The organism is Mesorhizobium sp. B2-6-4, assembly GCF_006441495.1.
GTDB lineage: Bacteria > Pseudomonadota > Alphaproteobacteria > Rhizobiales > Rhizobiaceae > Mesorhizobium.
The window spans coordinates 66,296-88,709 of record NZ_VFUE01000023.1 but is presented as its reverse complement, the minus strand read 5'-3'; the positions used below and the strand labels follow the sequence as shown (position 1 = coordinate 88,709).

Annotated in this window: 22 protein-coding genes and 1 pseudogene; 9 read left to right on the top strand and 14 right to left on the bottom strand. The window is 60.1% G+C overall.

What is annotated here, in order from left to right:
• Positions 1 to 168 precede the first annotated feature (168 nt).
• From FJ426_RS26400 to FJ426_RS26380, 4 genes are all read left to right on the top strand, one after another.
• Positions 169 to 534, top strand: a complete 366-nt coding sequence (locus tag FJ426_RS26400; protein WP_140825639.1) for a nuclear transport factor 2 family protein — start codon at positions 169 to 171, stop codon at positions 532 to 534.
• Between the two features lie 45 nt (positions 535 to 579).
• Positions 580 to 1,194: a DsbA family protein gene (locus tag FJ426_RS26395; RefSeq protein ID WP_140825638.1), complete on the top strand. Its 615-nt coding sequence runs from the start codon at positions 580 to 582 to the stop codon at positions 1,192 to 1,194.
• 25 nt (positions 1,195 to 1,219) lie between these two features.
• Entirely contained in the window at positions 1,220 to 2,437 is a 1,218-nt protein-coding gene (locus FJ426_RS26390; protein ID WP_246675614.1) for an MFS transporter, read from the top strand.
• Positions 2,438 to 3,775: 1,338 nt separating this feature from the next.
• Entirely contained in the window at positions 3,776 to 7,108 is a 3,333-nt protein-coding gene (locus tag FJ426_RS26380; RefSeq protein WP_140825637.1) for an AAA family ATPase, read from the top strand.
• Between the two features lie 376 nt (positions 7,109 to 7,484).
• On the opposite strand, the gene FJ426_RS26375 is transcribed toward FJ426_RS26380, so the two are convergent.
• The 3 genes and pseudogenes from FJ426_RS26375 to FJ426_RS26365 form a co-directional block, all read right to left on the bottom strand.
• Positions 7,485 to 7,931 carry a GFA family protein gene (locus FJ426_RS26375; RefSeq protein ID WP_246675613.1) on the bottom strand — a complete coding sequence of 149 codons (447 nt, stop codon included), beginning with the start codon at positions 7,929 to 7,931 and terminating at the stop codon, positions 7,485 to 7,487.
• Positions 7,932 to 7,972: 41 nt separating this feature from the next.
• Positions 7,973 to 8,425: pseudogene (locus FJ426_RS26370) on the bottom strand (aldehyde dehydrogenase family protein); the annotation flags it as partial.
• A gap of 537 nt (positions 8,426 to 8,962) precedes the next feature.
• Complete coding sequence (locus FJ426_RS26365; protein ID WP_181176996.1) at positions 8,963 to 9,400, bottom strand: hypothetical protein; 438 nt, start codon at positions 9,398 to 9,400, stop codon at positions 8,963 to 8,965.
• A 238-nt stretch (positions 9,401 to 9,638) separates the two neighbouring features.
• On the opposite strand from FJ426_RS26365, the gene FJ426_RS32090 reads away from it, so the two are divergent.
• Entirely contained in the window at positions 9,639 to 9,746 is a 108-nt protein-coding gene (locus FJ426_RS32090) for a DUF982 domain-containing protein (RefSeq protein ID WP_281405502.1), read from the top strand.
• 121 nt (positions 9,747 to 9,867) lie between these two features.
• On the opposite strand, the gene FJ426_RS26355 is transcribed toward FJ426_RS32090, so the two are convergent.
• The 3 genes from FJ426_RS26355 to FJ426_RS26345 all read right to left on the bottom strand — a co-directional run bounded on the left by FJ426_RS26355 (position 9,868) and on the right by FJ426_RS26345 (position 10,616).
• Positions 9,868 to 10,056, bottom strand: coding sequence for a hypothetical protein (locus FJ426_RS26355; RefSeq protein WP_140825635.1), 189 nt, complete (start codon positions 10,054 to 10,056; stop codon positions 9,868 to 9,870).
• An 81-nt stretch (positions 10,057 to 10,137) separates the two neighbouring features.
• Positions 10,138 to 10,392: a DUF982 domain-containing protein gene (locus FJ426_RS26350; RefSeq protein ID WP_140825634.1), complete on the bottom strand. Its 255-nt coding sequence runs from the start codon at positions 10,390 to 10,392 to the stop codon at positions 10,138 to 10,140.
• Positions 10,392 to 10,616: a hypothetical protein gene (locus tag FJ426_RS26345; protein WP_246675612.1), complete on the bottom strand. Its 225-nt coding sequence runs from the start codon at positions 10,614 to 10,616 to the stop codon at positions 10,392 to 10,394. Before FJ426_RS26345 ends, FJ426_RS26350 begins: the two co-directional genes overlap by 1 nt.
• Positions 10,617 to 11,150: 534 nt before the next feature.
• Here FJ426_RS26345 and FJ426_RS26340 point away from each other — a divergent pair.
• Positions 11,151 to 12,026, top strand: a complete 876-nt coding sequence (locus FJ426_RS26340) for a hypothetical protein (protein WP_246675611.1) — start codon at positions 11,151 to 11,153, stop codon at positions 12,024 to 12,026.
• A 329-nt stretch (positions 12,027 to 12,355) separates the two neighbouring features.
• On the opposite strand, the gene FJ426_RS26330 is transcribed toward FJ426_RS26340, so the two are convergent.
• From FJ426_RS26330 to FJ426_RS26315, 4 genes are all read right to left on the bottom strand, one after another.
• Complete coding sequence (locus FJ426_RS26330; RefSeq protein ID WP_246675610.1) at positions 12,356 to 12,667, bottom strand: nucleotidyl transferase AbiEii/AbiGii toxin family protein; 312 nt, start codon at positions 12,665 to 12,667, stop codon at positions 12,356 to 12,358.
• The gene (locus FJ426_RS26325; RefSeq protein ID WP_246675609.1) at positions 12,618 to 13,349 is read right to left on the bottom strand and encodes a DUF6088 family protein; all 732 of its coding nucleotides are present in this window, start codon (positions 13,347 to 13,349) and stop codon (positions 12,618 to 12,620) included. The genes FJ426_RS26330 and FJ426_RS26325 overlap by 50 nt, the downstream gene beginning before the upstream one ends.
• 189 nt (positions 13,350 to 13,538) lie before the next feature.
• Positions 13,539 to 14,315, bottom strand: a complete 777-nt coding sequence (gene xth / locus FJ426_RS26320) for an exodeoxyribonuclease III (protein ID WP_140825633.1) — start codon at positions 14,313 to 14,315, stop codon at positions 13,539 to 13,541.
• 10 nt (positions 14,316 to 14,325) lie between these two features.
• Positions 14,326 to 14,508, bottom strand: a complete 183-nt coding sequence (locus tag FJ426_RS26315) for a DUF3606 domain-containing protein (RefSeq protein ID WP_140825632.1) — start codon at positions 14,506 to 14,508, stop codon at positions 14,326 to 14,328.
• A gap of 1,509 nt (positions 14,509 to 16,017) precedes the next feature.
• Between FJ426_RS26315 and FJ426_RS26305 the strand changes: the two genes are divergently transcribed.
• Positions 16,018 to 16,440: an SgcJ/EcaC family oxidoreductase gene (locus tag FJ426_RS26305; protein WP_140825631.1), complete on the top strand. Its 423-nt coding sequence runs from the start codon at positions 16,018 to 16,020 to the stop codon at positions 16,438 to 16,440.
• A 56-nt stretch (positions 16,441 to 16,496) separates the two neighbouring features.
• Here FJ426_RS26305 and FJ426_RS26300 read toward each other — a convergent pair whose 3' ends face one another.
• Entirely contained in the window at positions 16,497 to 16,997 is a 501-nt protein-coding gene (locus FJ426_RS26300) for a MarR family transcriptional regulator (RefSeq protein ID WP_140825630.1), read from the bottom strand.
• A 179-nt stretch (positions 16,998 to 17,176) separates the two neighbouring features.
• Between FJ426_RS26300 and FJ426_RS26295 the strand changes: the two genes are divergently transcribed.
• Complete coding sequence (locus tag FJ426_RS26295) at positions 17,177 to 17,542, top strand: hypothetical protein (RefSeq protein WP_246675608.1); 366 nt, start codon at positions 17,177 to 17,179, stop codon at positions 17,540 to 17,542.
• A gap of 191 nt (positions 17,543 to 17,733) precedes the next feature.
• On the opposite strand, the gene FJ426_RS26290 is transcribed toward FJ426_RS26295, so the two are convergent.
• Positions 17,734 to 18,453, bottom strand: a complete 720-nt coding sequence (locus FJ426_RS26290; RefSeq protein WP_140825628.1) for a WYL domain-containing protein — start codon at positions 18,451 to 18,453, stop codon at positions 17,734 to 17,736.
• 84 nt (positions 18,454 to 18,537) lie between these two features.
• Between FJ426_RS26290 and FJ426_RS26285 the strand changes: the two genes are divergently transcribed.
• Positions 18,538 to 18,969, top strand: coding sequence for a RidA family protein (locus FJ426_RS26285; protein ID WP_140825627.1), 432 nt, complete (start codon positions 18,538 to 18,540; stop codon positions 18,967 to 18,969).
• Positions 18,970 to 19,889: 920 nt separating this feature from the next.
• On the opposite strand, the gene FJ426_RS26280 is transcribed toward FJ426_RS26285, so the two are convergent.
• Together FJ426_RS26280 and araD are read right to left on the bottom strand one after the other, a co-directional pair.
• Positions 19,890 to 20,615 carry a ribonuclease activity regulator RraA gene (locus FJ426_RS26280; protein ID WP_140825626.1) on the bottom strand — a complete coding sequence of 242 codons (726 nt, stop codon included), beginning with the start codon at positions 20,613 to 20,615 and terminating at the stop codon, positions 19,890 to 19,892.
• Between the two features lie 17 nt (positions 20,616 to 20,632).
• Positions 20,633 to 22,372, bottom strand: coding sequence for an L-arabinonate dehydratase (araD, locus tag FJ426_RS26275; RefSeq protein ID WP_140825625.1), 1,740 nt, complete (start codon positions 22,370 to 22,372; stop codon positions 20,633 to 20,635).
• Between the last annotated feature and the right edge of the window lie 42 nt (positions 22,373 to 22,414).

Sequence of the window (22,414 nt, the reverse complement as noted above, 5' to 3'; positions counted from 1 at the left end):
CCCGTGCGCGCGGTGTGAGGTCGCATACTGCCAGAAGCGGAGACCGACCCCCCGGACCACCGCGATAACGGCTAGGTGGGAAGATGGCCAGCGGCGGACCAGCATGGAGAATTGTCGCACATCTAAGAAGCCGCTAATATAGCAAACTGGCTTCCGGAGGGCCGTCCGATGTCGATCCACGAGGAACTGCAGGTTTTCTGGAATGCCTATGTGGCTGCCTATCGTGCTGGCGACGCCAAAACATGCGGCGCCATGTTTACGGCCGATGCCGAATTACATTCGCCCTATGCGCCTCCTGCTCGGGGCCGCGACGCTGTCGAAGCTCTCCACGCAACCTGGACGAACGGGCACAGCGAGGCGACCCACAAGAAAATGGCAGTGATACACGCGGGCAAATCCGGTGAGTTGGCTTGGTGCCTCGCCACCTATACCGAGGGCTTGGAGGCCGGCAACGGTACGTCTGTCGACGTCTTCGAACGACAGGCCGACGGGTCATGGCTCATACGCATGTGCAGCCTTAACAGCACTGACTGATTCATTGGTTCGTTGCCGAGTTGGCTGCGGCGCGGAGGCGGTGGAATGAAGCAGATTGACTTCTTCTATTTCTTTGGGAGCGGCTACGCATATCTGTCGGTGATGCGCATTGACGCTATGGCGAAACAGTCGGGTGTTGCCGTTCGATGGCGCCCCTTCAATGTCCGCACCGTCATGGCCGAGAAGAACATTGCCCTCCGCACCCAGACGGCAAAGGTGCAATACATGTGGCGCGATGTGGAGCGGCGCGCGGCGACGCACCGCGTGCCTTACGTCAGGGCGCCCATCTGGCCGACCGATCCGGACCTTCTGGCCAACCGGGTCGCCATGGTGGCGGCCGAGGAGGGCTGGTGCGAGGCCTATACCGTCGCAAGCTTCACGGCGTGGTACTTGGAAGGCATGGCACTGGGTAGTCGCGCTCATCTGGGGCATGCGCTGACTCCCCTCGGTCATGATGTCGACGATGTGATTGCCAAGGCCGACGGCGCCCGCGCCCATGAGCGGCTCAAGGCTGAAACGGATGTGGCCCGCAGCTATGGCATTTTCGGCTCCCCGGCTTTCGTCGTGGATGGCGAAACGTTTTGGGGGGACGACCGGTTAAAAGAGGCGCTTTCCTGGGCTGCTGGCCGACATGATCTGCAAACATTGAATCATGATTGATTGGACTGAGTTGGCGATGCATTTGATGAAAACCATGCGCCGATTGTCAGCCCAGGGGAGGATTCAAGTGCGAAGCCGCTGGACCATTCTTGCTGTCTTGTTCGTCGTTCGTGCCGCCTTCGCCTTCCAGTTCGGCAGCGTAGGGTCAGTAGCGCCGCAGCTTAGCCAAAGCCTCGGAGCGAGTCTGGCCGACATTGGGATCCTCATCGGAGTCTATTTTGCGCCGGGCGTCCTGCTCGCCTTCCCTAGCGGCGCCCTCGGACGCCGCTATGGCGACAAGGCGACGGTCCTCGCCGGACTCCTGACGATGCTGGCAGGCGAATTACTGATGACCTCATCGGCATCGTGGAGCGTGCAAATCGCAGGCCGACTGATCGCCGGCACTGGCGGCATTCTCCTGAGCGTTCTGATGACCAAGATGGTAGCCGACTGGTTCACCGGCCGCGAAATTGCAACCGCGATGGCCATTTTCGTCAACTCGTGGCCGGTGGGCATCGCAATCGCCCTCATGCTCTTGCCATGGATCGCAACGAGGTTCGGGCTTCATCTCGTCAATCTTGCCGTCGCAGGGTGGATCATGATCGGCCTCGTCCTCATGGGCTTTTTCTACCGCGCGCCGAAGGCGGCCGTCTCCGTTGAAGGCGAACGAGGCAGTGTGACCTCGGAAACGGTCTATGCGGTGATTGCCGCTAGCTCGATCTGGTGTTTCTACAATCTTGGTTTGGTCATGATCTTCAGTTTCGGCCCAACGATGCTGGTCGAGCAAGGCTGGTCCATGGCTGCAGCTGGGTCAACGATTAGCATCGTCCTCTGGCTCACGGCGATTTCGGTGCCCTTTGGAGGTTTCCTCGCTGATCTGACCAAGCGCGGCGAAGCTATCATTGTCGCGGGCTGCATTGGTTTTGCGCTGCTGACGGTTCTCCTGTCGCGAGGCGGCCCGGTGCTCCCTGTCGTCATTGCCGTCGGAACCGTTTCCGGCTTGCCCGCCGGTGCGATCATGAGCCTTCCTGCGCGTGTGCTCGACCCGAGGACGCGGGCGATCGGAATGGGGATATTCTATACGGCTTTCTATGCTGGAAGCCCGGTTGGGTCCGCGATCGGCGGAAAGCTTTCAACGTTGCTCGGCTCCGCGAGCGGCGCGCTCGACTTCGGCGCCGCCATGCTCCTGGTTTGCCCAGCCATTCTGTGGCTCTTCGGCCGTATCGTTGCTGGCCAAAATCGGCCGGCGCTTCCCTCGACATAGAACGCGCGAGCAAACTTTGGGTGATATCCCGGGACATGGTGTCGTTGCGTAGCACGGTAGTAGTCAACGCTTTATTCTAGGTGTGGTTGTCGAAGCCAATCGTCCTGCTGCTTCTCTCGTCAGTGGAGGCCATTCGACGAGCGTCGGGACGGCGTCCGGTCGGCCTGGGCTCAGAGCGCTCCTCGGTGATGCGGCGGGAACGAAGCGACCGCGGGTCACCTGTCCCAATCTCGCAAGCATTCCCCGCTTGCGCCGGAGAGACTCGGAGAGGTGATTCCAGAAGGAAGTCGGCAGGATGCGGCCTCGGGTTCGATTCGAGAATCCGCGTGGCACGATGCAGCGCGACGACCATGTCTCTTCGCTTTCGGCCGAAATGATGGGCAGCAATGCGCCTGATCTCGACGGTTGAGAGAGTCTTTGCCGCTTCCCGAAAGCGGACATCATGGGAAAGACGCTGCAGGTCTCCGTTGCGCCAACCGGTCGCTCAGCAGAGGTACGATCGCCGTCCGCTTCTGGCGCGACCTGCTCGTTCTGGCAGATGAGCCGAACGGCAGCGTCGCCGCGTGACGTTCGCGACATTCGCATCGCGGCCGCTTCCAATGGCTTGATGTCGCCTTGTTTGGTGGTGGAGCAAGCTATCGTGTTAAGATTGCTGGTCGGCACCGTGCTACCTTTAGGGCAACGCGGGTGCAGGTGCCGGTTCGTGCGCATGAGTATACTGCCAAGCTGACCGCAGAAGACAATGCAAGATTTTCTTGCCGCGGATTTTCATAAAGCAGGGAGGCGTTCATGAGCGCAAGTGGCCGATATCTCCGGAGCCTGGTGATATGTGTGCTTACCTGTGTCTTTTGGGTGGATACCGCTTCAGCGCAGTCGAATAACGCCGGCTGTACGTTCGAACTGGTAGCAGGTACGTCCCGACAAATTCTGAGATGCCGGGCCTTACCATCATTGCGAAAGATGGCGCTCGTTTTGCACTGGTGGACCGTGATCGAAATGGTAGTGCCGATGCGGTCAGATTACGGCGCAAGGCGCTGTTGCTCGATGCTCCAGCCGGCAGGGTGCCGCATTAAAATATTTAATGGCGCACGCTCTCAACATGGAACGTCCACCAGCAATGCCGCCTTTTGATCCGGATCCGTCAATTTCGCGTGCGGGAGGAAGCGGCGGCTTTGCGGTCAAAAGCTGGTACCGCAGCGGCAACCATGTCGGACTCCAGGCCCTCGAGTCTTCCGGAGGGACCTCCAGCTTCGACAGAAATCCGGGTCTACAGCATTTCCTTGGCATCTGAGTTAATATTGCGGCTGAGGGACCCGAATTCAGCCTTGGGAGAGCTGTGTGGACGTTGCCGCTTGGTTGCGAGGCCTCGGTCTCCAGCAATACGAGCAGGCATTTCGCGACAACGCGATCGACGCGGAAGTCCTGCCGGAACTGACCGATGCCGACCTCGAGAAGCTCGGTATGCTCCTCGGTCATCGGAAGCGATTCCACAAGGCGGTAGTGGGGCTGGGGTCGTCAAGCCATCCCGACGCGAGCACCGATGACATCGCGGCTCAGAGCTGCACCCGGGAATTAAGCGCGGAGCGTCGGCAACTGACCGTCATGTTCGCGGATCTGGTTGGCTCGACGGCACTGGCGACAAGTCTGGATCCCGAGGACCTGCGTGAGATCATCGGGGCGTATCACCGCTGTGTCGCTGATACGGTCGCTCACTTCGGCGGCTTTGTCGCCAATCACATGGGCGACGGAGTTTTGGTGTATTTCGGGTACCCACAGGCGCACGAGAACGCCGCCGAGCAGGCGGTGCGCGCTGGCCTTGCTCTCGTAGATGTCGTTAGGCTAATCCCAGAGCCCAAGCCATTGCGGGTTCGTATCGGCATCGGCACCGGACAGGTCGTCGTCGGTGATCTGATCACCGCTGGCGAAGGGCAAGAGCGCGGCGTCGTGGGCGAGACGCCGAACCTCGCCGCCCGCTTGCAAGCTCTTGCCGAACCCGACGCGGTCGTGATCGGGCCGCAAACGCGGCAGCTGGTCGGCGATCTTTTCGAATATCGCGACCTTGGCGCCGTCGAGGTGAAAGGCTTTCCGGAGCCGATCCATCCTTATCAAGTGTGTCGTGAGAGCGCTGTCGAAAGCAGGTTTGAGGCGCTGCATGGGACGACGCCCACGCCGCTGGTCGGGCGTGAGGAGGAGGTCGACCTGCTGCAGCGCCACTGGCATCGCGCCAAAATTGGTGAAGGCTGTGTGGTGCTGCTCTCAGGCGAGCCCGGCATCGGAAAGTCGCGCCTCACGGTTACCTTGCAGGAGCGGATCCAGAATGAGCCACACACCCGCTTGCGCTATTTCTGTTCGCCGCATCATCAAGACAGTGCGCTTCACCCAACCATTGCGCAGCTAGAACGTGCCGCCGGGTTGGAGCGCGACGACCCGGCTGAGAGGAAGCTGGATAAGCTTGCAGCCTTGTTTGCCCCGGCCTCTCCGGAGGACGGGGCGCTGATGGCCGAGCTGCTGTCGTTGCCGACCGAAGGCCGCTTCCCGCCGCTCCAACTGACGCCCCAGCGTAGGAAAGAGAAGACCTTCGATGCGCTGCTCCGGCGGCTCGAAGAGCTGGCGCGACAAGGTCCGGTGCTGATGCTCTTCGAGGATGTCCACTGGATCGACCCCAGCTCGCGCGAGCTGCTCGACCTGGTCATCGAGCGGGTGCCGCGCCTGCCAGTGCTGCTTCTCCTCACGTTCCGCCCCGAGTTTCAACCGCCGTGGACCGGGCAGTCGCACGTCATGGTTATGGTCCTCAATCGGCTCGACCGTCGCGAAGGCGCAGCGCTGGTCCAGCGGGTCGTCGGCACCGGAGAGCTGCCGAGCGACGTTGTCGCGGAGATCATCGAGCGCACGGATGGGGTGCCACTGTTCGTCGAGGAGCTGACCAAGGCGGTGTTGGAGGGCGGCAACGCTAGGAAGGTGCCCTCACGAGCTGCTGCGACGGCGTTGAACGTTCCCGCCACGCTGCATGCCTCGTTGATGGCGCGGCTCGATCGCCTAGGCCCAACCGTTAAGGAGATCGCACAGGTCGCCGCGGTTCTCGGTCGGGAGTTCTCCCACGAATTGCTGGTAACGGTCGCACAGCGAAATGCCATTGAGCTAAATGGCGCACTGGATCAACTCGTCGGCGCTGGTCTGGTGTTCTGCCGCGGGACACGGCCACTGGCCACTTACCTCTTCAAGCATGCGCTCGTTCAGGACACAGCGTATGGCACGCTTCTGCGCGCTAAGCGCCAGGCGATACATAAGCGTGTCGCGGATGTGTTGGAGGAAAAGTGGACCGACATCACTGAAGCGCAACCCGAGCTCCTCGCACACCACTTTCAGGAAGCTGGGGATTGGGCGCGCGCCCTAAATCAGTGGCAAAGGGCGGGAGGGGCCGCCGTGGCCAGAGCTGCCACCCGGGAAGCCGTGTCGCACTTTGCCAGTGCGATCGACTGCAGCAGGAGACTTGGCGACGTCTCCCGTGACGCCGAACGGATGACACGTCTCCAGCTAGCGATGGCTAATGCTTTGATGCAAGCAGAAGGGTATCGTTCTGGGCGCCTTGGGAGAACGCTTGAAGACGCACGTCATGCCGCCGCCAACACTGCATCGGTCGAATTGCAGTGCGAAGTCGCGCTTTCTCTCGCTCCTTATTTTTATGCCACTGGGCGCAATCAAGATTACCTGGCCCTGGCCGAAGAGCAGCTCGCAAATGACGCCGATCTCGTTCCTGCGGCCTATCTGAGTGCACTTTGGGCGGCAAAGGGGATTGCTCACTACAACCGGGGAGAACAACCGCTGGCAGGGGAGGCCCTACGCAAGGCCTTAGCTCTGATTGAACGTGTTGAAGCAAGTCATCGTATCTTGTTCGCTGGTGCGGATCAATGTCTCTCTACCCAAGAGTATCTTAGCGATTCACTGATCATATCGGGCTTCTTTGATGATGCCGTCGAGCAAAAAGAAAAACTGATTCGAACTCTCGGCGAGCTCGATAAACCTTTCGACCTCGCCTGGTGTCTTCTCACTCAGTGTGAATTTTTCGCTATATTCGGTCAATACCAGCAATTACTTGAGACCGCTACGAAGATCGTGGAAATTTGCGAGCGGCATGGTTACGTGGCGCGTAGAAGCAGCGGCCTGAGGTGGCGTGGCTATGCCCGCTTCCATTTAGGTGAGCTCGACGCCGGCATCGATGACGTCCGGGAGAGCGTGGTTGTCTGGCGTGGGGAAGGCGTCGTATTTCATACCCCCGAGAAAACATGCGCACTTTGTGATCTTCTCGTGCGGGCCGGTCGGCTCCAAGAGGCATCGCAAATGCTTGATGATGTCGATACCCTCGTTTTCGACACGGACGAGGCAAGCTGCCTAGCAGAGTGTATTCGCCTTCGTGGCCAAATCGCCGCGGGCAGAGGTAACCTAGGGGGTGCCGCCAGCCTATTCGAAGCAGCAATTGCGACTGCCCGTCGACAGCAAGCGAGACTCTTCGAGCTTCGCGCCGCAACCCAACTAGCACCAGTTCTGGCACGCCAAGGTAGTGTCCACGAGGCCGCGACGCGTCTGCAAGCGGTGGTCCACACGTTTAACACTACGTATCAAATCGTCGACCTCATCGCGGCACAAAGGGCGCTGGACACGCTTGGTCAATGAGTTTCGCAGCCCTGCCTTGGGGCCTCGACGACCTAGTTAGCGTCGATTGGATGAAAACTGCTCGCGCCCAAGCATGTGGACTGGAATGAGACGCTCACGCTTGTCCCCCGCGTAGATCCGAACAGCGCTGCGCCGAAGGAACGGCTGCTTTGCGCCTCATCTCAGTCGTTGAGATCAGCTTCGGCGCTTCCTGAAAGCGGACGACATTGGTACCCTCACAGAGGTCGCTGTTGCGCCAAGTCTTGGCACTCGCGCCGACCGCTGCTCAGCCGTAAATTGACTCTAAGCTGCCGCCGACGTGGCCCCGCGGCTTGGCCGAGGGGGGCAACCGGGTAACGCCTCACCAAACAGACCGGCTTTCCATTTCACAAGCCACTCATGATAAGTTTCCCGACCGCCCACTCGCTCGCAAAATAGCCGCTGTATTTGGCACGCTATCGGGCATGTCCAGCACTCGATGATGATAGAACATATCGAATCGAACCGGCGGCAGCCGGGCCTTGAGCCCGAAATTGCTGGCGGGGATGAACATCACCTTGAACGGCCCAACGCCGGCAACCTCCACAACGGGCTCCCCGCAGGTCCGGCAGACGCCGCGATTGAAGTTCGGGGCCGGACGGTATTTCTTGAATGAGATGTTGCCGGCTTTTTTCAACACGACATCCTTGGCGCGAACGGCGACCACATCCGCGAACGGTTTGCCGTTGAACGCCTGGCAGATCAGGCAGTGGCACCGGAACCTGGCTTTCGGCGAGGTACGCACCTCGAACGAGCAGGCGCCGCATTGGCATGAGCCGCGCAGTGGCAACGATGTGGCGGTCATGTGCGGATGCTCCTGAGCTTGACTTGATGACGGCATGCTGGTTACCGGAGCATCATGTTGAGGATGATATCGCTTGGCTGTCTGAAGGGGGCGTGGAGAAGATTGGAGAGGTTCCAGCGGCCCTGCTCATAGATCCCTTTGGCATGGCTGAAGGTACGGAAACCTTCGATGCCATGGTATGCGCCCATGCCGCTGGGACCGACACCGCCGAAAGGCAAATCATCCTGGGCTATGTGCATGATCGTACCGTTGATGGTGACGTTGCCGGAGGTCGTTCGGCTCAGCACTTTGCGTCGGTCTTCGTCATCGGCACCGAAGTAGTAGAGCGCGAGCGGACGGGGCCGGGCGTTCACATAGGCGATCGCTTCTTCGACGTCGCGGTAGGGAAAAATCGGCAAGACCGGGCCGAAGATTCCCTCATGAGCGATGCGCATGTCGTCCGTGATGCCGAGGACGACGGTTGGCGCCAGCGTGTTGGGGCGTCGGGAGGCATCCCGGGCCGGTTGCGATCGACGGGCTCCTGGTGCCCGAGAAAGTCGGATCGGCCCCTTGGATGCGGCCTTGAGCACGCTGGTGGAAGGCCTGGGGATCCCGCAATGGGACACGAGCTGTTCATGCAAAAATAGCTGCTAGAGCGGGATGAGATTAGTCCGGTCATATCCCAAGTTTGCGGAAATAGTTTGAGCATTCGTGTGGAGTGACACGATTGAGGGTTTGGCCGATTGCGTCGCAGACGGCTTCGACGGTTCGCTTTACCGCTGACCGTCTCGCAGCCGCTGTCGCCGCTCTCATTGGAGCCCAGACGGCTCCTATGAATCCATCATTCGCTGCTCGCAAGAGCTCTCAAAGTTCGGGATGGTATATGCTCCGCAGACCCTCAAAGATTTTCGGCTGCTCGCCATTCAGTTTCCTGCGCGGTTGCGTAACCACTCTATCGGCTTCTCCCTCCACGTAGCCGCAGGCTTCGCCGATATGTTCAAGCGCATCTTGGAGCAGAAGCTGCGGCCGACGGTGAAGGAGGCTCTAGCCATCTACCCGAATAGATTGGCTCTCGCCTCCCTGCGAAGTTCATCGTGACGATCCCAGAAGTCGTCTATCACCTGCAAATGCTCTTCGAGCGCAGCTTGTGCTATCTTCGAGCGGGCCGTTTCATAATCAGTGCCGGGATGAGCTTCAATGAACTTGAAAACGAGTTCGCCAAGATCGAGCCGTTTCGTGTTTTCTCTCTCTAGCTTCTTCTCCTTGCGATCGAGCCGAATCCGCGAAGTCTCGTCCCATTCGCTTTGCACCGTGGCACATCCCGAATAGTAGGCTCCAATCCAAAGCGTCACGAGTGCAATTGCCCAAAGCACATCGCGTGATGCGCCAAAACGACCCACGCCAATACGAGGGCAGCTAAGCCAAATGGCAATGGCATTTCGTCGCCTGTAATGACCATTGTGCGGCAGCGTCTTGTAGGGGATGTCCAACAGCAACGTTGCTCCTCCCATCCAAGCGTACAACGCGACGAACCCGGCAGTAAATCCGACCCATCTACCGCAATACATCAGGTCGCGCTAATATGAAGGCATGGCACTTCATTGGTTCTCGCCGCCTGTCTATATCCGGTCCGACCAGCCAGGAATTCGGCATGGCACCAGTCATGTTGAGGGCGCAGCAGAGCAACTCATGGAATGGGACACCAGAGGTCCCTAATGGGCCGCCGCCGTGCAAGCCTGCATCGCTGCGTTCGACGAGCGCCTATCACCCAAAGACGTGCGAACAGCGTTTGAAGCTGCCGCTGAAGAAGCGGGAAAGCTGATGCGTCTCGACTGACCACCCAAGCCAGCCCCCCGCAAATAGCAAATGACAGGACGAGCACCCCAACGAGAACGCGCGGTCCGCTGTTCGCTGGTATAGCATAGCGCTGACCGAGCCCCGTCTGGTGTCGCCGCTCTCATTCGGCCGCCTGCGGTTCACATTCCTCAAGCTTTTGGAGCAGTAAAACGATGGCTTCGGGCAATCGCTGCTCAATTTCCAGTTCCATGGTACGGCGCAGATATTGCCGATTGTCTTCCCTGCGGATCATCCGCCGGAAAGCGCCGACAGCACGGACGTGCGTATCCCTTCCGTGAAACTCAGGCATAAACGGGTGTCCCTTCCTATCCCGGTCTAACCCGCTGGCTAGGTGATGGTTCCGAAAGTACGGCAGCGCCTACCCGACTACCTAGCTGGTCCGATAAGCATTGTGGAGCTTCCCCGCCTCCTTAGCCGCGAGCTTGAAGCATCTCCGCACTTCCTGAGGTGAAGCCTCATCCGCCAGAGCAGCAGCGCAGACGCGCACGGCTTGATTCCACTTGGGCCCACGCTCGGTAAACTGAAGGAGATGGTCGGCAACTGCATCGACATCGGCGACGATGTACGTCACGTCCGCATTTTCGCCAGTAATGGGAATGGGAGGGTTGAACCAGCGCCGCCCCATCAGCATCCATCTGTAGCAAGGCGGCGTTTCAGGTCTACGGCATTCATCGCGTCAACCAGGTCGCGCGCATAGCACTCGTCCAGGCCTTCAGTCAGTGCGCCCCACGCGTCTGCCGGCTGACCGGTGAACACGTGGATCACGGTCCAGCTTTCGTCCAGCGACTTCTTGAGCTCGTATCTGGGGGCCATTCGCTCGAAAGCTATAGCTCCCGTCCAGTTCGTCAACCCGTGATGGTTGCTCCTGAGGGTGCCCAATCCTAGGCAATTCAGGAATTGGCGCGCTCAATCCAGAATAGAAGTTCCACAACTTGAAGTTTGCGCTCATAGTGAGATGCGCTATACTTGTTACGACGACCGGAGCGTAATAGTAATAATTACAAATCTCCTAGAATCAATCCAAGACGAGAAGCTATTTGCTTCTTGGATGAAAGACAAAGACACTCGGGCGACTTGGGTCATTTCTTGAAGACGCTCTTCGCTCTTCCAATGACAGACGCGGAACTCGATATATTCCGCAAGTTCACTAGCCGCAAGAATGCCCCAAGCCGACAAGCCAAGGAAGCATGGCTAATTGTTGGAAGGCGCGGCGGAAAGTCGTTCATCCTTGCTCTGCTTGGCGTATTCATTGCCGCATTCCACGACTATAAGCAGCAAAGGTCCGTTCGCTTCCTGCAATCTGGGAGTTCTTGCCGACATCGGCGCGAAGGGCACTTGCGCCTTCGTAAAGCGTTCTCCTGTCAGAGATGCGGTGAAAGCTCCATGATCATGAAGAGAACGGATGGATCAGGTTCGAATGACAATGTCTCAACGGGCGTGCCGGCGTCCTTCGCCTTTGATCGGACCACCGTCGAACGCTTCCGGAAGAGTTTTCCCCGGGCCCGCTGGAGCGATCAACTCAAGGCCTGGTTTGTCCCGGGGAAGACCGCAGCTCGGCGCGTCAATCGTTGGATGGAGCAAGAACTCGCCGGATCGAGCGTGCATGCTGACAGCAGAGGACGCGACGCCTACGCCTTCGACCCTATCGTTTCCAAGTACCTGTTCGTGCACCAGGATCGGCTGGAGGTGCAAACACCATATTCTCGCTCGGTGGTGAAGGTGATGCGCGACGTGCCGTTTGCGTCCTGGGATCCCGACAGGCACGCTTGGAAAGTGCCTTATCGCTCCTATGAACAACTGCATCGACGCTGGGCGGAAATTGAGGCTGCCGCTCTTCGCAACGAGCCCGAAGCGCGAAAACAGCGCGCGGCGCAGAGGCAGGGGTCTCCGCAAGAACTGGCGTCTCGCGCCCATGCCACAGAACGCCGCCGCAGGCGCTATCCGCTGGATCCAAACGATCTTCCGCCGCTTGGCCGGCCGGTAATGACACGGGGCTACGGTGTCATCGTCTTCATCGGGTGCGATGGCGAGCCCGTCGATGGTGACATTCTTGGTTCCCAGTACGCCGACTTGCCAGACCACCATGACTATGTCTGGGGTCGGTGGCGTCCCGCCGCCCTCGATGAGCTCATCAAGACCTGGCCGTCGCGAACCAAGACGGAGATTGGTGACGCGCTTTGGTGGCAGCCAACTCTCGATGACCTCAGGGTCGCACGAAAGGCGGCGCGTGGGTTGGAAAGACGGCGAGGTGGAGTGTGACCCTGTTTGCCAACGTTGAGGCTCTATCCGCCCTGCGGAACGCCAGATATCATCCAAAGCTTGGCGCGGCGCCGAAGATCATCGCGGTCGTGTTGGCGTAGTCTCGCGCAAGCTCATCGGTCCCTGGCACCGGCATAATGACGAAGCTCCCGGCCTTGCCGAGGCCAGATCATAGTCGGGACGATCGAAAAACATGCGCGCATGACGCACGCAGTCGGCGCCGAGACGAGGTCGGCGCGCCGATTTTGCGCCGGATTGACGGATGGCGGGCCGGATATGGCGCCATCGCGCGGTTCCACCTCGAGATACCAAAGTAGCAGGACTTCCCATCAGGTCGGCGTCCCCACGCGATCCGCCCCTTTCGGTGACGTCAGCCAATTGGGCGGCGAGGAACTCATGAGCGGGCCGGTGATATAGGCGCGACAGGCATTTCGGATCGCATCCAGTTTAGCCCGGCGCTTCTTGTTCGAAAGCGCCTGGAGCTCTTCGACCGAGGCTGGCTCGTCGAGGTCGTCGCGGAATCCGGTGAGGTTGATGTCCTCGGAGAAGCGCTTGATGAGCTCATAGCCTTTCGACAGCGACGTGTCGCTCTTAAAGAGCAGCCGCGGCTCTTCTGCCGGCCGTTTCGTGATAGAGCGCATCGAGCGTCCAGCAGACCCAAAGATCCTTTTCGAGATTACCGACCGGCGCGCCAATATGGTTTGCCGTGACGAGGAATAGATCGGGCCGGTCACGAGGCGACGTGGCAATAATCTGACGGTAGGCACGGTCGTTATGGCTTGCCCTCTGGCCCAGCGGTGGGGCTGAGGAGTTGGCGCAGGAACTCCTGCATCCAGATCGGCACTGCCGGAGCCCGGCGCGCAGATCCTCGCGAATTCCCTCGCCGTGCTTCGGGTCAGAAAGCAGCCGTCGCAATGTCGTCGCGATCCCCTTGCGCTCGCTTTCCTGGGTCAGAATATCCTGCATCCAATGCAGGGCCTGGACGACCCGCACCCCCGGCCGATCCGCCCAATAAAGACGGCTCGGGGCCGCATACTTGAAATGGATTTCCTGGCCGCCGAGTTTGATCAGCCTCAATCTCGCATCGACCAGCACCTCGATCCGCCCAGGGACGGCCGTCGTGAGCCCAAGATCGTTGGCGGCCGTCATGCCATCGATGACGATGCGCGCGTTGTCCCGGGGCGTCACCGCTCGGATCACGGCGCGATAGTCCGGCACGGTGGCGCCGCCGGTCAGGGTGTTCGTACGCGGCCGGTCATAGAGACCACGGCCAATCCGGCGAAGATCCCCGGCGGCTGCTAGGCGCTGCAGGGTTCTGTCCACGGCGGCGTCCACCGGGGTCTGCGAAGTCGCAGGGCCCAACCTCATCGGGTTTGGACTCGATCGGTGCAAGCACGCGCGAACGGAGATTGCTGCCGGTTTCAACCGGGACATGTCCAAAATATGCGACAAGTTTCGGACTGAGGCGTGAGTCTGCTGAAAGCCATCTGAAATTTGGCCCCGCAAAATCGACTAGTCGAGCTCTATCCAAGCCGGCGCATGATCGCTGGGCTTTTCCCATCCTCGCGTCCCAACATCCACGCCGGCGTCGCGAAGCCTGGGCGACAACGATGGACTGACGAGCAGATGGTCCATTCGCAGGGCAGAACTCTTGTCGTAGCCGCCGCCATAGGAGTGATTCCAATACGTATAGACCCCCTTCTCCGGGTGGATGCGCCGGACCGCATCGATCCAGCCATCCTCAAGCATCTCGGCATAGGCTTGCCGGCTCTCGGGGAAGAAAACCGCATCGCCAAGCCATCGTCGGGGCGCTACGGCGTCGATGGGAGTTGGAACGACATTGTAGTCTCCACACAGCACTGTGGGCGCTCCCGCTTTCAGCAAGTCCTGGCCGTAGCTGATCAAGCGGTCGAACCAGCGCAGCTTGTAGTCGAACTTGGGACCAGGCGCTGGATTCCCATTGGGCAGGTAGAGACAGCCGACAACGAGTCGGTCCACCTGGGCTTCGATGTAGCGGCTGTGAGTGTCGTCAGGATCCCCAGGTAAGCCGCGCCGGCGTTCGACCGGGTCCATCCCTCGAGTTACAATAGCCACTCCGTTGTAGGATTTCTGGCCATGCCAGATGGCGCCGTACCCCGCCTCGCGGATGGCCTCGATCGGAAATTTCTCGTCGGACGTTTTCAGTTCCTGGAGGCAGACGATGTCGTAGTTGGTGGCCGAGAGCCACCTCAGGAGCACGGGCAGCCGACCATTGACGCCGTTCACATTGAAGGTGGCGATCCGAACCATCTGCCGTGGTTCATTTCTTTCCGAGCTTGTCCTCGACCTTCTTGCGACTGTTGCCGACCGATTTCACGGCCGACTTGACGGCGGCTTTGCTCGCCCCAGTCTTGCCCGCTTCGTACTTCACCTCATGATCCTGCCCGCCAGCGACCTTTGCGCGGTCCTGGCTGCGCCCGCGACTTGTTTGAGTAGCGGCCATTTCTTCCTCCAAGGATTGCGTTTCGATTTCCCAACAACGCGGCCGGACTCTTCCGGTTCAATTCATCGGCGCGTAGTGTGGGACTGAAAGTCAGGGCCGGCTACTGGATCGAACTATGTGTTCGGGTTCCGCATGCCGGTCGTGGAGGCCAGCCCTCTACCCCGACCTAACCCCCTGCCTCAGTTTCGTCCGTTCCAGCGCTGCATGCTGACCGACATACCGGTGCATATGGGGAATGACGAAGTGCAGGTGAAAGGAACAGGGGATCGCGGCGATCTCCCCCCATAAGACATGGCGAGGCGAGCGATCGCGACAAGCACGAATGTCCTCTTTTGGAAAATCCGGTACCAATCCGGGTGAAGACCGCTTTGCTGAGATAGGCTGAAGGGCTGCAAGTCCTAGTGCCAGCACTAGGAGTAGCCCTATGACGAAGCATCAGACTGAAATGATCACCTCGGTGGAGCGGCGTCGGCGCTGGGCCGGGAAGAGAAGGAGCGTATGGTCGGCGCGACATATTGAGATGGGCGCCAATGTTTCGGAGCTTGGGCGATCAGCCGGCATTCAAGGATCAATGACGGACACTTTGATCGCATGGGTAGCCGCGGCCACGGAGCGCACGGGACTGCGGCTCCCGCGGTAGGTCCAGCGGCTTCACTTCATCCAAATTTTTCAGGCTCTCTGACATTCTCCAGAGCAGCGAGATCAGCCCAAGGTCCGGCTCGGCCTCGCTGCTGCCGGCACCTGGGCGCCCGTTCGAGGGTGCCCTGGATTTTCGCAAAGCCGAGGGTGCACGACCATCATAGTTAATTGTGGCTGCTGGTGACCTTGCGTAATCGGTAGCAATCAGTAGCTTTTGAGCAGAGAACGTTATGTTGTATCCTGGTCGTTTTTGGGGCCGAGCGATATTGTTATGCTTGCCCACGTTTGTCACTCCGTCTGCAAAGAGCGCGGCGTAGCCCCTGCTTCGAACGAAGGAGCGCGCATTGCTGCGCACGTCCTCAGGCTCTTTATGAATGGCCTGACTGAGGAGAATGAACTGCTCGAAGCTGAAAGGAATTGGGCTCGACGGCTCGACCTGTTGTGCCTGCAGATTCCCGTCAATTACGCTGAGACGGAAGAGGCCGCGTAATCCCCAGGCGCTTGTCAAAGGTGAAATTATGGTCTCTCGTGCAGACCGATTAGATCAATCACCAGGCGCAAGGTCCGGAGCGGCCGGCTCAAATCATAGGACGAAGATGCTTTGCCGCTAAGGGGCAAAGAACTGTTCTAGCGGTCAATTGGGTGGGCGAAATTCTGCGGGCCCACAACGTCAGCAGGATCGCCTCGCACGCACTGCCGCTCTCCCAATTGAGGTCATTCACGCAGACCTTCTTGAGCCGTCCAAGAATTTATGATAGCGGTATCTTACCAGAAAGGTACCGGTATGTGAACCGGTGTTCGTCGAGGTGGAAAGCAAAGTGTCAATGGACAGCAGTCCACCAGACCGTGGAAACAACGGCGAGCAGCAGCATGATCGAGATGACACGCCCGGACGCCGCGGCTGAAGGGTTCCAAACCGCTTGGAACGCCCATGATATGATCGCGCTCGGATCGCTATTTCACGAGGACGCGACTTTCGTGAATCGGTTCGGGCACCTCGTGCGAGGCGTTGAGGAGATCATCGCGCTCCACGCCCCCATCCACGAAACGGTCTACCGCGACTCGACGCTCGAAAACGAGGTGATCGACGTGATTGCCATTAGTGATGGAGCAGCCGTTGTGCACTTTTGGAGCCGCCTGACCGTTGGGACCGGGCATCCAGCAGGACCACATTGTGTGGATACTCTAATCCAAGCGGTGCTGACCCGCCACGCTGGGATGTGGCTCATCAAGGCCCTCGAAAACGTCACTCTGACGAACCCCCGCACGGGGCAGCCTATCCTACGAAAATAGTCGCTGCGGGCGACAATAGATCGCATCACGACGCGGCCATGCTACGCGCGAGCAAGTCAGCGGCGAGGCGTATCGCCGATAGCTTTCAGAAGTGTTCGGAGTAGGTCGGCGAGTTGGTCCAGTTTGTCTCGGTCAAGGCCTCCAAGCAATCGCACCTCATTGGCAATATGTGGCGCAAAAAGTTGGTCGACCGTTGTTAGGCCATGCCCGGTCAACCGAACCTGTACGATGCGACCATCGCGAGTACCGGGAATCCGCTCGACAAACTTCCTGGCTTCGAGTCGGTTAATGCGTTTGGTGACCGCGCCAGAAGTGACCATTAGGGATTTAACGAGCTGTGTCGGCGTTAGTTCGTAAGGCGCACCTGACCGGCGAAGTGTGAACAACACGTCCACCTCGCTCGTATCCAAATCATATCGACTGAAGAAGCTCTGAAGTTCGTCCTCGAGAACGCGGGCAAGACGTTGCGTTCGCCCGATCACCCCCACAGGCCAGTTGTCGACGTCGGGGCGCTCGCGGCTCCACGCCTCTCGCACGGCATCTACAGCATCACTCATCTGACTCACTTGAGCTGTCCAGAACTTTCTGCACGGTATCTTACCGGAAAGATGCTCGTATGCGAACCGCTGTTTTCGACGCTACTGCGCTGGAGAAGAGATAATGGATATCCGGCAGTTGCCGTCGCTTGCTCCTGCGGATTTGAAGGAAACGGAGATGTGGGGCGCGACGCAAGCTGGTGGCAACCGACCTGGCCACGCGAAAGATCGTTTGGGAGCGGCCAATTGGCACCACGCGAGATGCCGGGCTCTTCAACACGCATTTCAACCTTCCGCTGCCGACTGGAATGTTCAACATTGGCGGTAACCTCATCACCGCCGACGGAGTCGTCTTCATCGGAGCCACCGCAGACCAGTACCTGCGCGCCTTTGATGAAACTACGGGGGAGATGCTCTGGAAGGCGCGACTACCCGGGGGTGGCCAAGCCAACCCGATCACTTATCAAGGCCAGGACGGCCGCCAGTTCGTGGTCATTGCCGCAGGGGGGCATGGTGGGCTGAGGACGAAGAATGGCGATGCCCTGTTGGCCTTCGCCTTGCCGTAGCAAGGCAAATCGCTGTTTCCGAAGATACTGCACCTGAGGTCTTGGTCTCACCGAAGCGAAGAGATCGCCTTCCGCTCATTCGTTTCTGTGCCCGCGACCGTCCCCGCGGACGCGCTAAGCTCTCTCGATCGGAAGCGCGAAGACGCGCCTGGATTGGTAGGATGACTGCACCGGCCTGGCCGTCCTGATAGTCAGCGGGGAATCTCGTTGAAAGGGCAAACATCATCTTCGAAAGGGACGTGTCTTCGACGAAACTGTGTGCGTTCCATGATCTTCGGTCGACTGATCCGGTCCATGCGGAAGTGGCGGAAACCCTCACGGGCCGCATCCCAGGCCACGAGATACCAAACTGGCGGCAGGATCAGAATGGCCTGGGGTTCGACCTTGCGGACCGTTTCCACTTCTTTAGCGTCACGGTAGCCGAACCGGAGATGCAGCTGTTGGAGAAATGCCGCCTCGAAGGCAGGCAGCAGTTCGGGATCAATTGAACCCAGGTTTGAAATATCCTGCTTGGGCGACAACTGTCCGACATACAAGCAGTCGAGGAGCCGGCGCAGGTCTCGCACCTTGTCTGCCGACAGTGCCCTCTCGATCTTGGCAAGCCCCGCATCGGCGAGATCGGAGAAGGGAAGGGACCGGGCCGCGCGCATTGCCGCAACGCTGATAAGGAGGGCGAACACCTCCGTCACGGAGAGTCGAGCAGTGGTCTGCACCGACTTGGGGTCGAGCTGAAGCCCGCCGCCTCGGCCGGATTCGGAATGTATGACGAAGCCTTGGTTACGCAGCGCTACGATGTCGCGCAGCACCGTTCGCCGTGAAGCACCCACTTCGTCTGCCAAGTCGCTGATTGTCGAGTTTCCTTCGCGTCGGAGAATGCGCACGATAGCGTCGTGTCGGAGGCGGATGTTCATTTGTGGATCCAGGCACATTTGGTGCCAAGTTATGGCACCAATTTACTTTAGGCCGGTCATGGTCGCTCAACAAGGAGACTGATCATGACATCTCAAAACCAAACACCCGTCGCCAGTGCAACGCCGGTCATCGCCAACCCTTCCCACCTGCACAACCCGACGCCGAATGGCTACAGCACAGCGGTCATCACCCCTGGTTCTGGTCGGCTGGCTTTCATCTCCGGACAAGGCGGACAGGACCAGACCGGCGGTCTGTCACCGGATTTCGCAACACAGGTGGAGCAGGCATACAAAAACCTTGCCGCCGTGATCGATGCGCTTGGCGCTCGCTTGGACCAAGTCGTGAAGTTAACCGTTTTCGTGGTCGACCACGATATGCCGAAGTTGGGTGTGCTGACCCAGGAGGTGATGCGGATGTTCGGTGCCAAGCTGCCTGCACAGACGCTAGTTCCGGTGCCAAAGCTCGCTATCGACCCCATGCTTTTCGAGGTTGAGGCTGTGCTTCTCTTGGATTGAGCGCCCGACCGAAGCACGGACATTCGGCGCGCGCGCTTAGCGCGGCGCGCCGGTCAAGTCGTCGGTGCACCTGGGCCTCTGGGGCTAGCGGTGATGCCTATTGATGTCTGCTCAGCCGGCTGGTTGAGCAGACATCGGAATCTTGGCGCGCCTGGTATGGTATCGGGCTGTAGCCCGTCGGGGCGCCAGCGAGGAAGGGATGGACTTCGACGACACTGCCGAAGGTGCGGAACGGCCCTAGCTTGAGGCGCGAGCGACCAGCGCTTTCGATCAGGGCCGATGTCGAGACCATGATGGCGCTCGACGAGCAAGCGCATCGCGCCGGATCGCACAGCCCTCATGATGCTGCGCGGATATGCATACCTAAGCCTGCGGGCGTTGTGCCGAGGCAGGCCTTCCGCGCCGCAGCAGGCACGGGAGATCGCGACACGTTGAGGGGCAAATTGGGATGCTTGGCTATTGCCGACGGCCGAGTGGCTTGGAAGGATCCAGAGGAAGCAGTTTAAGGGTACAGATTGTGTCAAAACATATACACCTCGACGTGAAGGATGATCCTGTCTTAGCTGCCGACGCTGACCGGCTTCTGGCGCGCCGTCGAATGGCGCGGCGCACCGCCTAACCCTTTTCCGAACCGGGATTGTCCATGACAGGATATCGCCGGGCTTGAGGGAGGGGCGAGGACGTTGTCGAATAGAGCAGAAAGCGCTCGCCGTTGATCGGTCCGTCGATGAGCCACGGTGGCTCGACACCTTGGCTTTGATCCTCTCGCCGCGCGGCGCCCATCCCCTGAGTGGAGCCATGTGCCCGCCTGCGCGCCTCATCCGACAACCAAAATCAGCTCTTCGACATCATTCCTGCCACCGCCGGGTCATTGAAGGCGAAAAATACGAAAGGTTCAGGTGATCGTATGAGTTCTCAACCTAGCGTCCGTTCTCCTTGCGCCAGGCGGCGAATTCCATCTTCGGTGCTTCGCTGGTAGCCGGGTAAAGCCCGATGATACTTGCGCCCTTCATCACCTTCTCGGTCACGAAGTCCTCATAAGCCGTCATCTCGACAGTCTCCTCGGCGATTTCGTCGGCGAGATGGGCCGGAATGACCATGACGCCTTCATTGTCGCCAACGAGAATGTCACCTGGAAAGACCGCCACATCGCCGCAGCCGATCGGCACGTTGATGTCACAGGCCTGATGCAGCGTCAGATTGGTGGGCGCCGAGGGACGCTGATGGTAGGCATGGATGGCGAGATTGGCAATCTCGGGACTGTCGCGGAAGCCGCCGTCGGTCACGATGCCTGCGACCCCGCGCACCTGAAGGCGCGAGACCAGGATGGAGCCGGCGGATGCAGCGCGGGCATTCTTGCGGCTGTCTATGACCAGCACGCAGCCCGGCGGGCATCGTTCGACGGCGGCACGCTGGGGATGATCGGGATTCCTGAAAACCTCGATCTGGTTCAGGTCCTCGCGCGCGGGAATGTAGCGCAGCGTAAAGGCCTGGCCGACCATGTTCGTCTTCTTCGGCGAAAGCGGCCGAACGTCCTGAATGAACTGGTTGCGCAAGCCCCGTTTATAGAGCGCGGTCGCAATGGTGGGCGTTGCGACACCCATGAGTTTTTCGCGTGTTTCCTTGCCCAATGTATAATCGGTCATCATCGTTTCCTTGAACGTCAATGGATGTCTGGTTCGGGAACGGCGGGACCGAAGCCGGTCTCGAGAAAATCGAAGTCGGCCCCGGCATCGGCCTGCTGCACATGGCGCGCGAACATCCAGCCATAGCCGCGTCCTGTCTTCGCTTCCGGGGGCGTCCATTCCTTGCGGCGGCGCTCCAGTTCCTCATCGCCGACCAGCATGTCGATGCGCCGGACTTGCAGGTCGAGCCGAACGATGTCCCCGGTCCGCAGCAGCGCCAGCGGCCCGCCGACATGCGATTCCGGCGAAACATGCAGCACGCAGGCGCCGTAGCTGGTGCCGCTCATGCGGGCGTCGGAGATGCGCAGCATGTCGCGATAGCCGCGCTTCAAAAGGGCCTTCGGCATCGGCAGCATGCCCCATTCGGGCATGCCTGGCCCGCCCTGCGGGCCGGCGCCGCGCAGCACCATCACATGATCCGGTGTCACGTCGAGATTTTCGTCGTCGACGGCCGCCTTCATCTCGGCATAGCTGTCGAAGACGAGCGCTGGTCCTTCGTGCCGGTGAAAGCGCGGATCGCAGGCGGCCGGCTTGATGACGGCGCCGGTCGGGGCGAGATTGCCCTTGAGGACGGCCAGAGAGCCCTCGCGGTAGATCGGGTCGTCGAGGGAACGGATGACGTCGTCATTATAGCACTTGGCACCCGCCAGCGTTTCGCCCAGCGAGCGGCCAGAAACGGTGAGCGCCGAAAGGTCGAGCTTGGACGACAGTTTCGCCATTAACGCCCTAAGGCCGCCCGCATAGTAGAAGTCCTCCATCAGATAGGTTTTGCCGGTGGGCCGGATGTTGGCGAGCACCGGCGTCGTGCGGCTCGCGCGGTCGAGATCGTCGAGCGAGAGCGCGACGCCGGCCCGCCGGGCCATTGCGATCAGATGGATGACGGCATTGGTGGAGCAGCCAGTGGCCATGGCGACGGCGACGGCATTGTTGACGGCGGCTGCCGTCACGACGCGGCTGGGCATGAAGTCTTCCCAGACCATCTCCACTATGCGCCGGCCGACGGCGGACGACATGCGGATATGGCCGGAATCGGCCGCGGGGATGGAGCTTGCGCCCGGCAGCGTCAGGCCGAGCGCCTCGGCGATCGCCGTCATCGTGCTCGCCGTGCCCATGGTCATGCAGTGGCCGTAGGAGCGGGCGATGCCGGCCTCGACCTCGACCCATTCCTTTTCAGTGATCGTGCCGGCGCGGCGCTCGTCCCAGAATTTCCAGGCGTCCGAGCCCGAGCCAAGATATTCGCCGCGATAATTGCCCCGCAGCATCGGCCCGGCCGGCAGGAAGATCATCGGCAATCCCATCGACAGCGCGCCCATAACCAGGCCCGGCGTGGTCTTGTCGCAGCCGCCCATCAACACCGCCCCGTCCACGGGATGCGAGCGCAACAGCTCCTCCGCCTCCATCGCCAGCATGTTGCGGTAGAGCATGGTCGTCGGCTTGACATAGCTTTCCGACAGCGAAAGGGCCGGCAGCTCCAGCGGAAAGCCGCCGGCCTGGAGGATGCCCCGCTTCACGTCCTCAACGCGGTGCTTGAAATGGGCATGGCAGGGATTGGCATCCGACCAGGTATTGAGGATGGCGATGACGGGCCTGGCGTCCCATTCCTCGGGCGCGTAGCCCATCTGCATGGTGCGCGAGCGGTGGCCGGAGCTTCTGAGGTCGTCGGGCGCGAACCAGCGCGCGCTCCGCAACTTTTCGGGCGTCTTCTTCTTCGTGGTCATGTGCGAACTCGTTAAAACGTGGGTTGAAGGGGCAGGGCGTGG

What these genes read in the sequence shown, in the direction of transcription:
- FJ426_RS26375 (WP_246675613.1), bottom strand. Translation starts at nt 7,931, where the DNA reads ATGACCGCCACATCGTTGCCACTGCGCGGCTCATGCCAATGCGGCGCC.
- FJ426_RS26350 (WP_140825634.1), bottom strand. Translation starts at nt 10,392, where the DNA reads ATGGGGCGGCGCTGGTTCAACCCTCCCATTCCCATTACTGGCGAAAAT.
- FJ426_RS26330 (WP_246675610.1), bottom strand. Translation starts at nt 12,667, where the DNA reads ATGCGCTCTATCACGAAACGGCCGGCAGAAGAGCCGCGGCTGCTCTTT.
- FJ426_RS26280 (WP_140825626.1), bottom strand. Translation starts at nt 20,615, where the DNA reads ATGACCGATTATACATTGGGCAAGGAAACACGCGAAAAACTCATGGGT.
- araD (WP_140825625.1), bottom strand. Translation starts at nt 22,372, where the DNA reads ATGACCACGAAGAAGAAGACGCCCGAAAAGTTGCGGAGCGCGCGCTGG.
- FJ426_RS26390 (WP_246675614.1), top strand. Translation starts at nt 1,220, where the DNA reads ATGAAAACCATGCGCCGATTGTCAGCCCAGGGGAGGATTCAAGTGCGA.
- FJ426_RS26395 (WP_140825638.1), top strand. Translation starts at nt 580, where the DNA reads ATGAAGCAGATTGACTTCTTCTATTTCTTTGGGAGCGGCTACGCATAT.
- FJ426_RS26400 (WP_140825639.1), top strand. Translation starts at nt 169, where the DNA reads ATGTCGATCCACGAGGAACTGCAGGTTTTCTGGAATGCCTATGTGGCT.
- FJ426_RS26285 (WP_140825627.1), top strand. Translation starts at nt 18,538, where the DNA reads ATGACATCTCAAAACCAAACACCCGTCGCCAGTGCAACGCCGGTCATC.
- FJ426_RS26315 (WP_140825632.1), bottom strand. Translation starts at nt 14,508, where the DNA reads ATGGCCGCTACTCAAACAAGTCGCGGGCGCAGCCAGGACCGCGCAAAG.
- FJ426_RS26355 (WP_140825635.1), bottom strand. Translation starts at nt 10,056, where the DNA reads ATGCCTGAGTTTCACGGAAGGGATACGCACGTCCGTGCTGTCGGCGCT.
- FJ426_RS26340 (WP_246675611.1), top strand. Translation starts at nt 11,151, where the DNA reads ATGATCATGAAGAGAACGGATGGATCAGGTTCGAATGACAATGTCTCA.
- FJ426_RS26290 (WP_140825628.1), bottom strand. Translation starts at nt 18,453, where the DNA reads ATGAACATCCGCCTCCGACACGACGCTATCGTGCGCATTCTCCGACGC.
- FJ426_RS26300 (WP_140825630.1), bottom strand. Translation starts at nt 16,997, where the DNA reads ATGAGTGATGCTGTAGATGCCGTGCGAGAGGCGTGGAGCCGCGAGCGC.
- FJ426_RS26305 (WP_140825631.1), top strand. Translation starts at nt 16,018, where the DNA reads ATGATCGAGATGACACGCCCGGACGCCGCGGCTGAAGGGTTCCAAACC.
- xth (WP_140825633.1), bottom strand. Translation starts at nt 14,315, where the DNA reads ATGGTTCGGATCGCCACCTTCAATGTGAACGGCGTCAATGGTCGGCTG.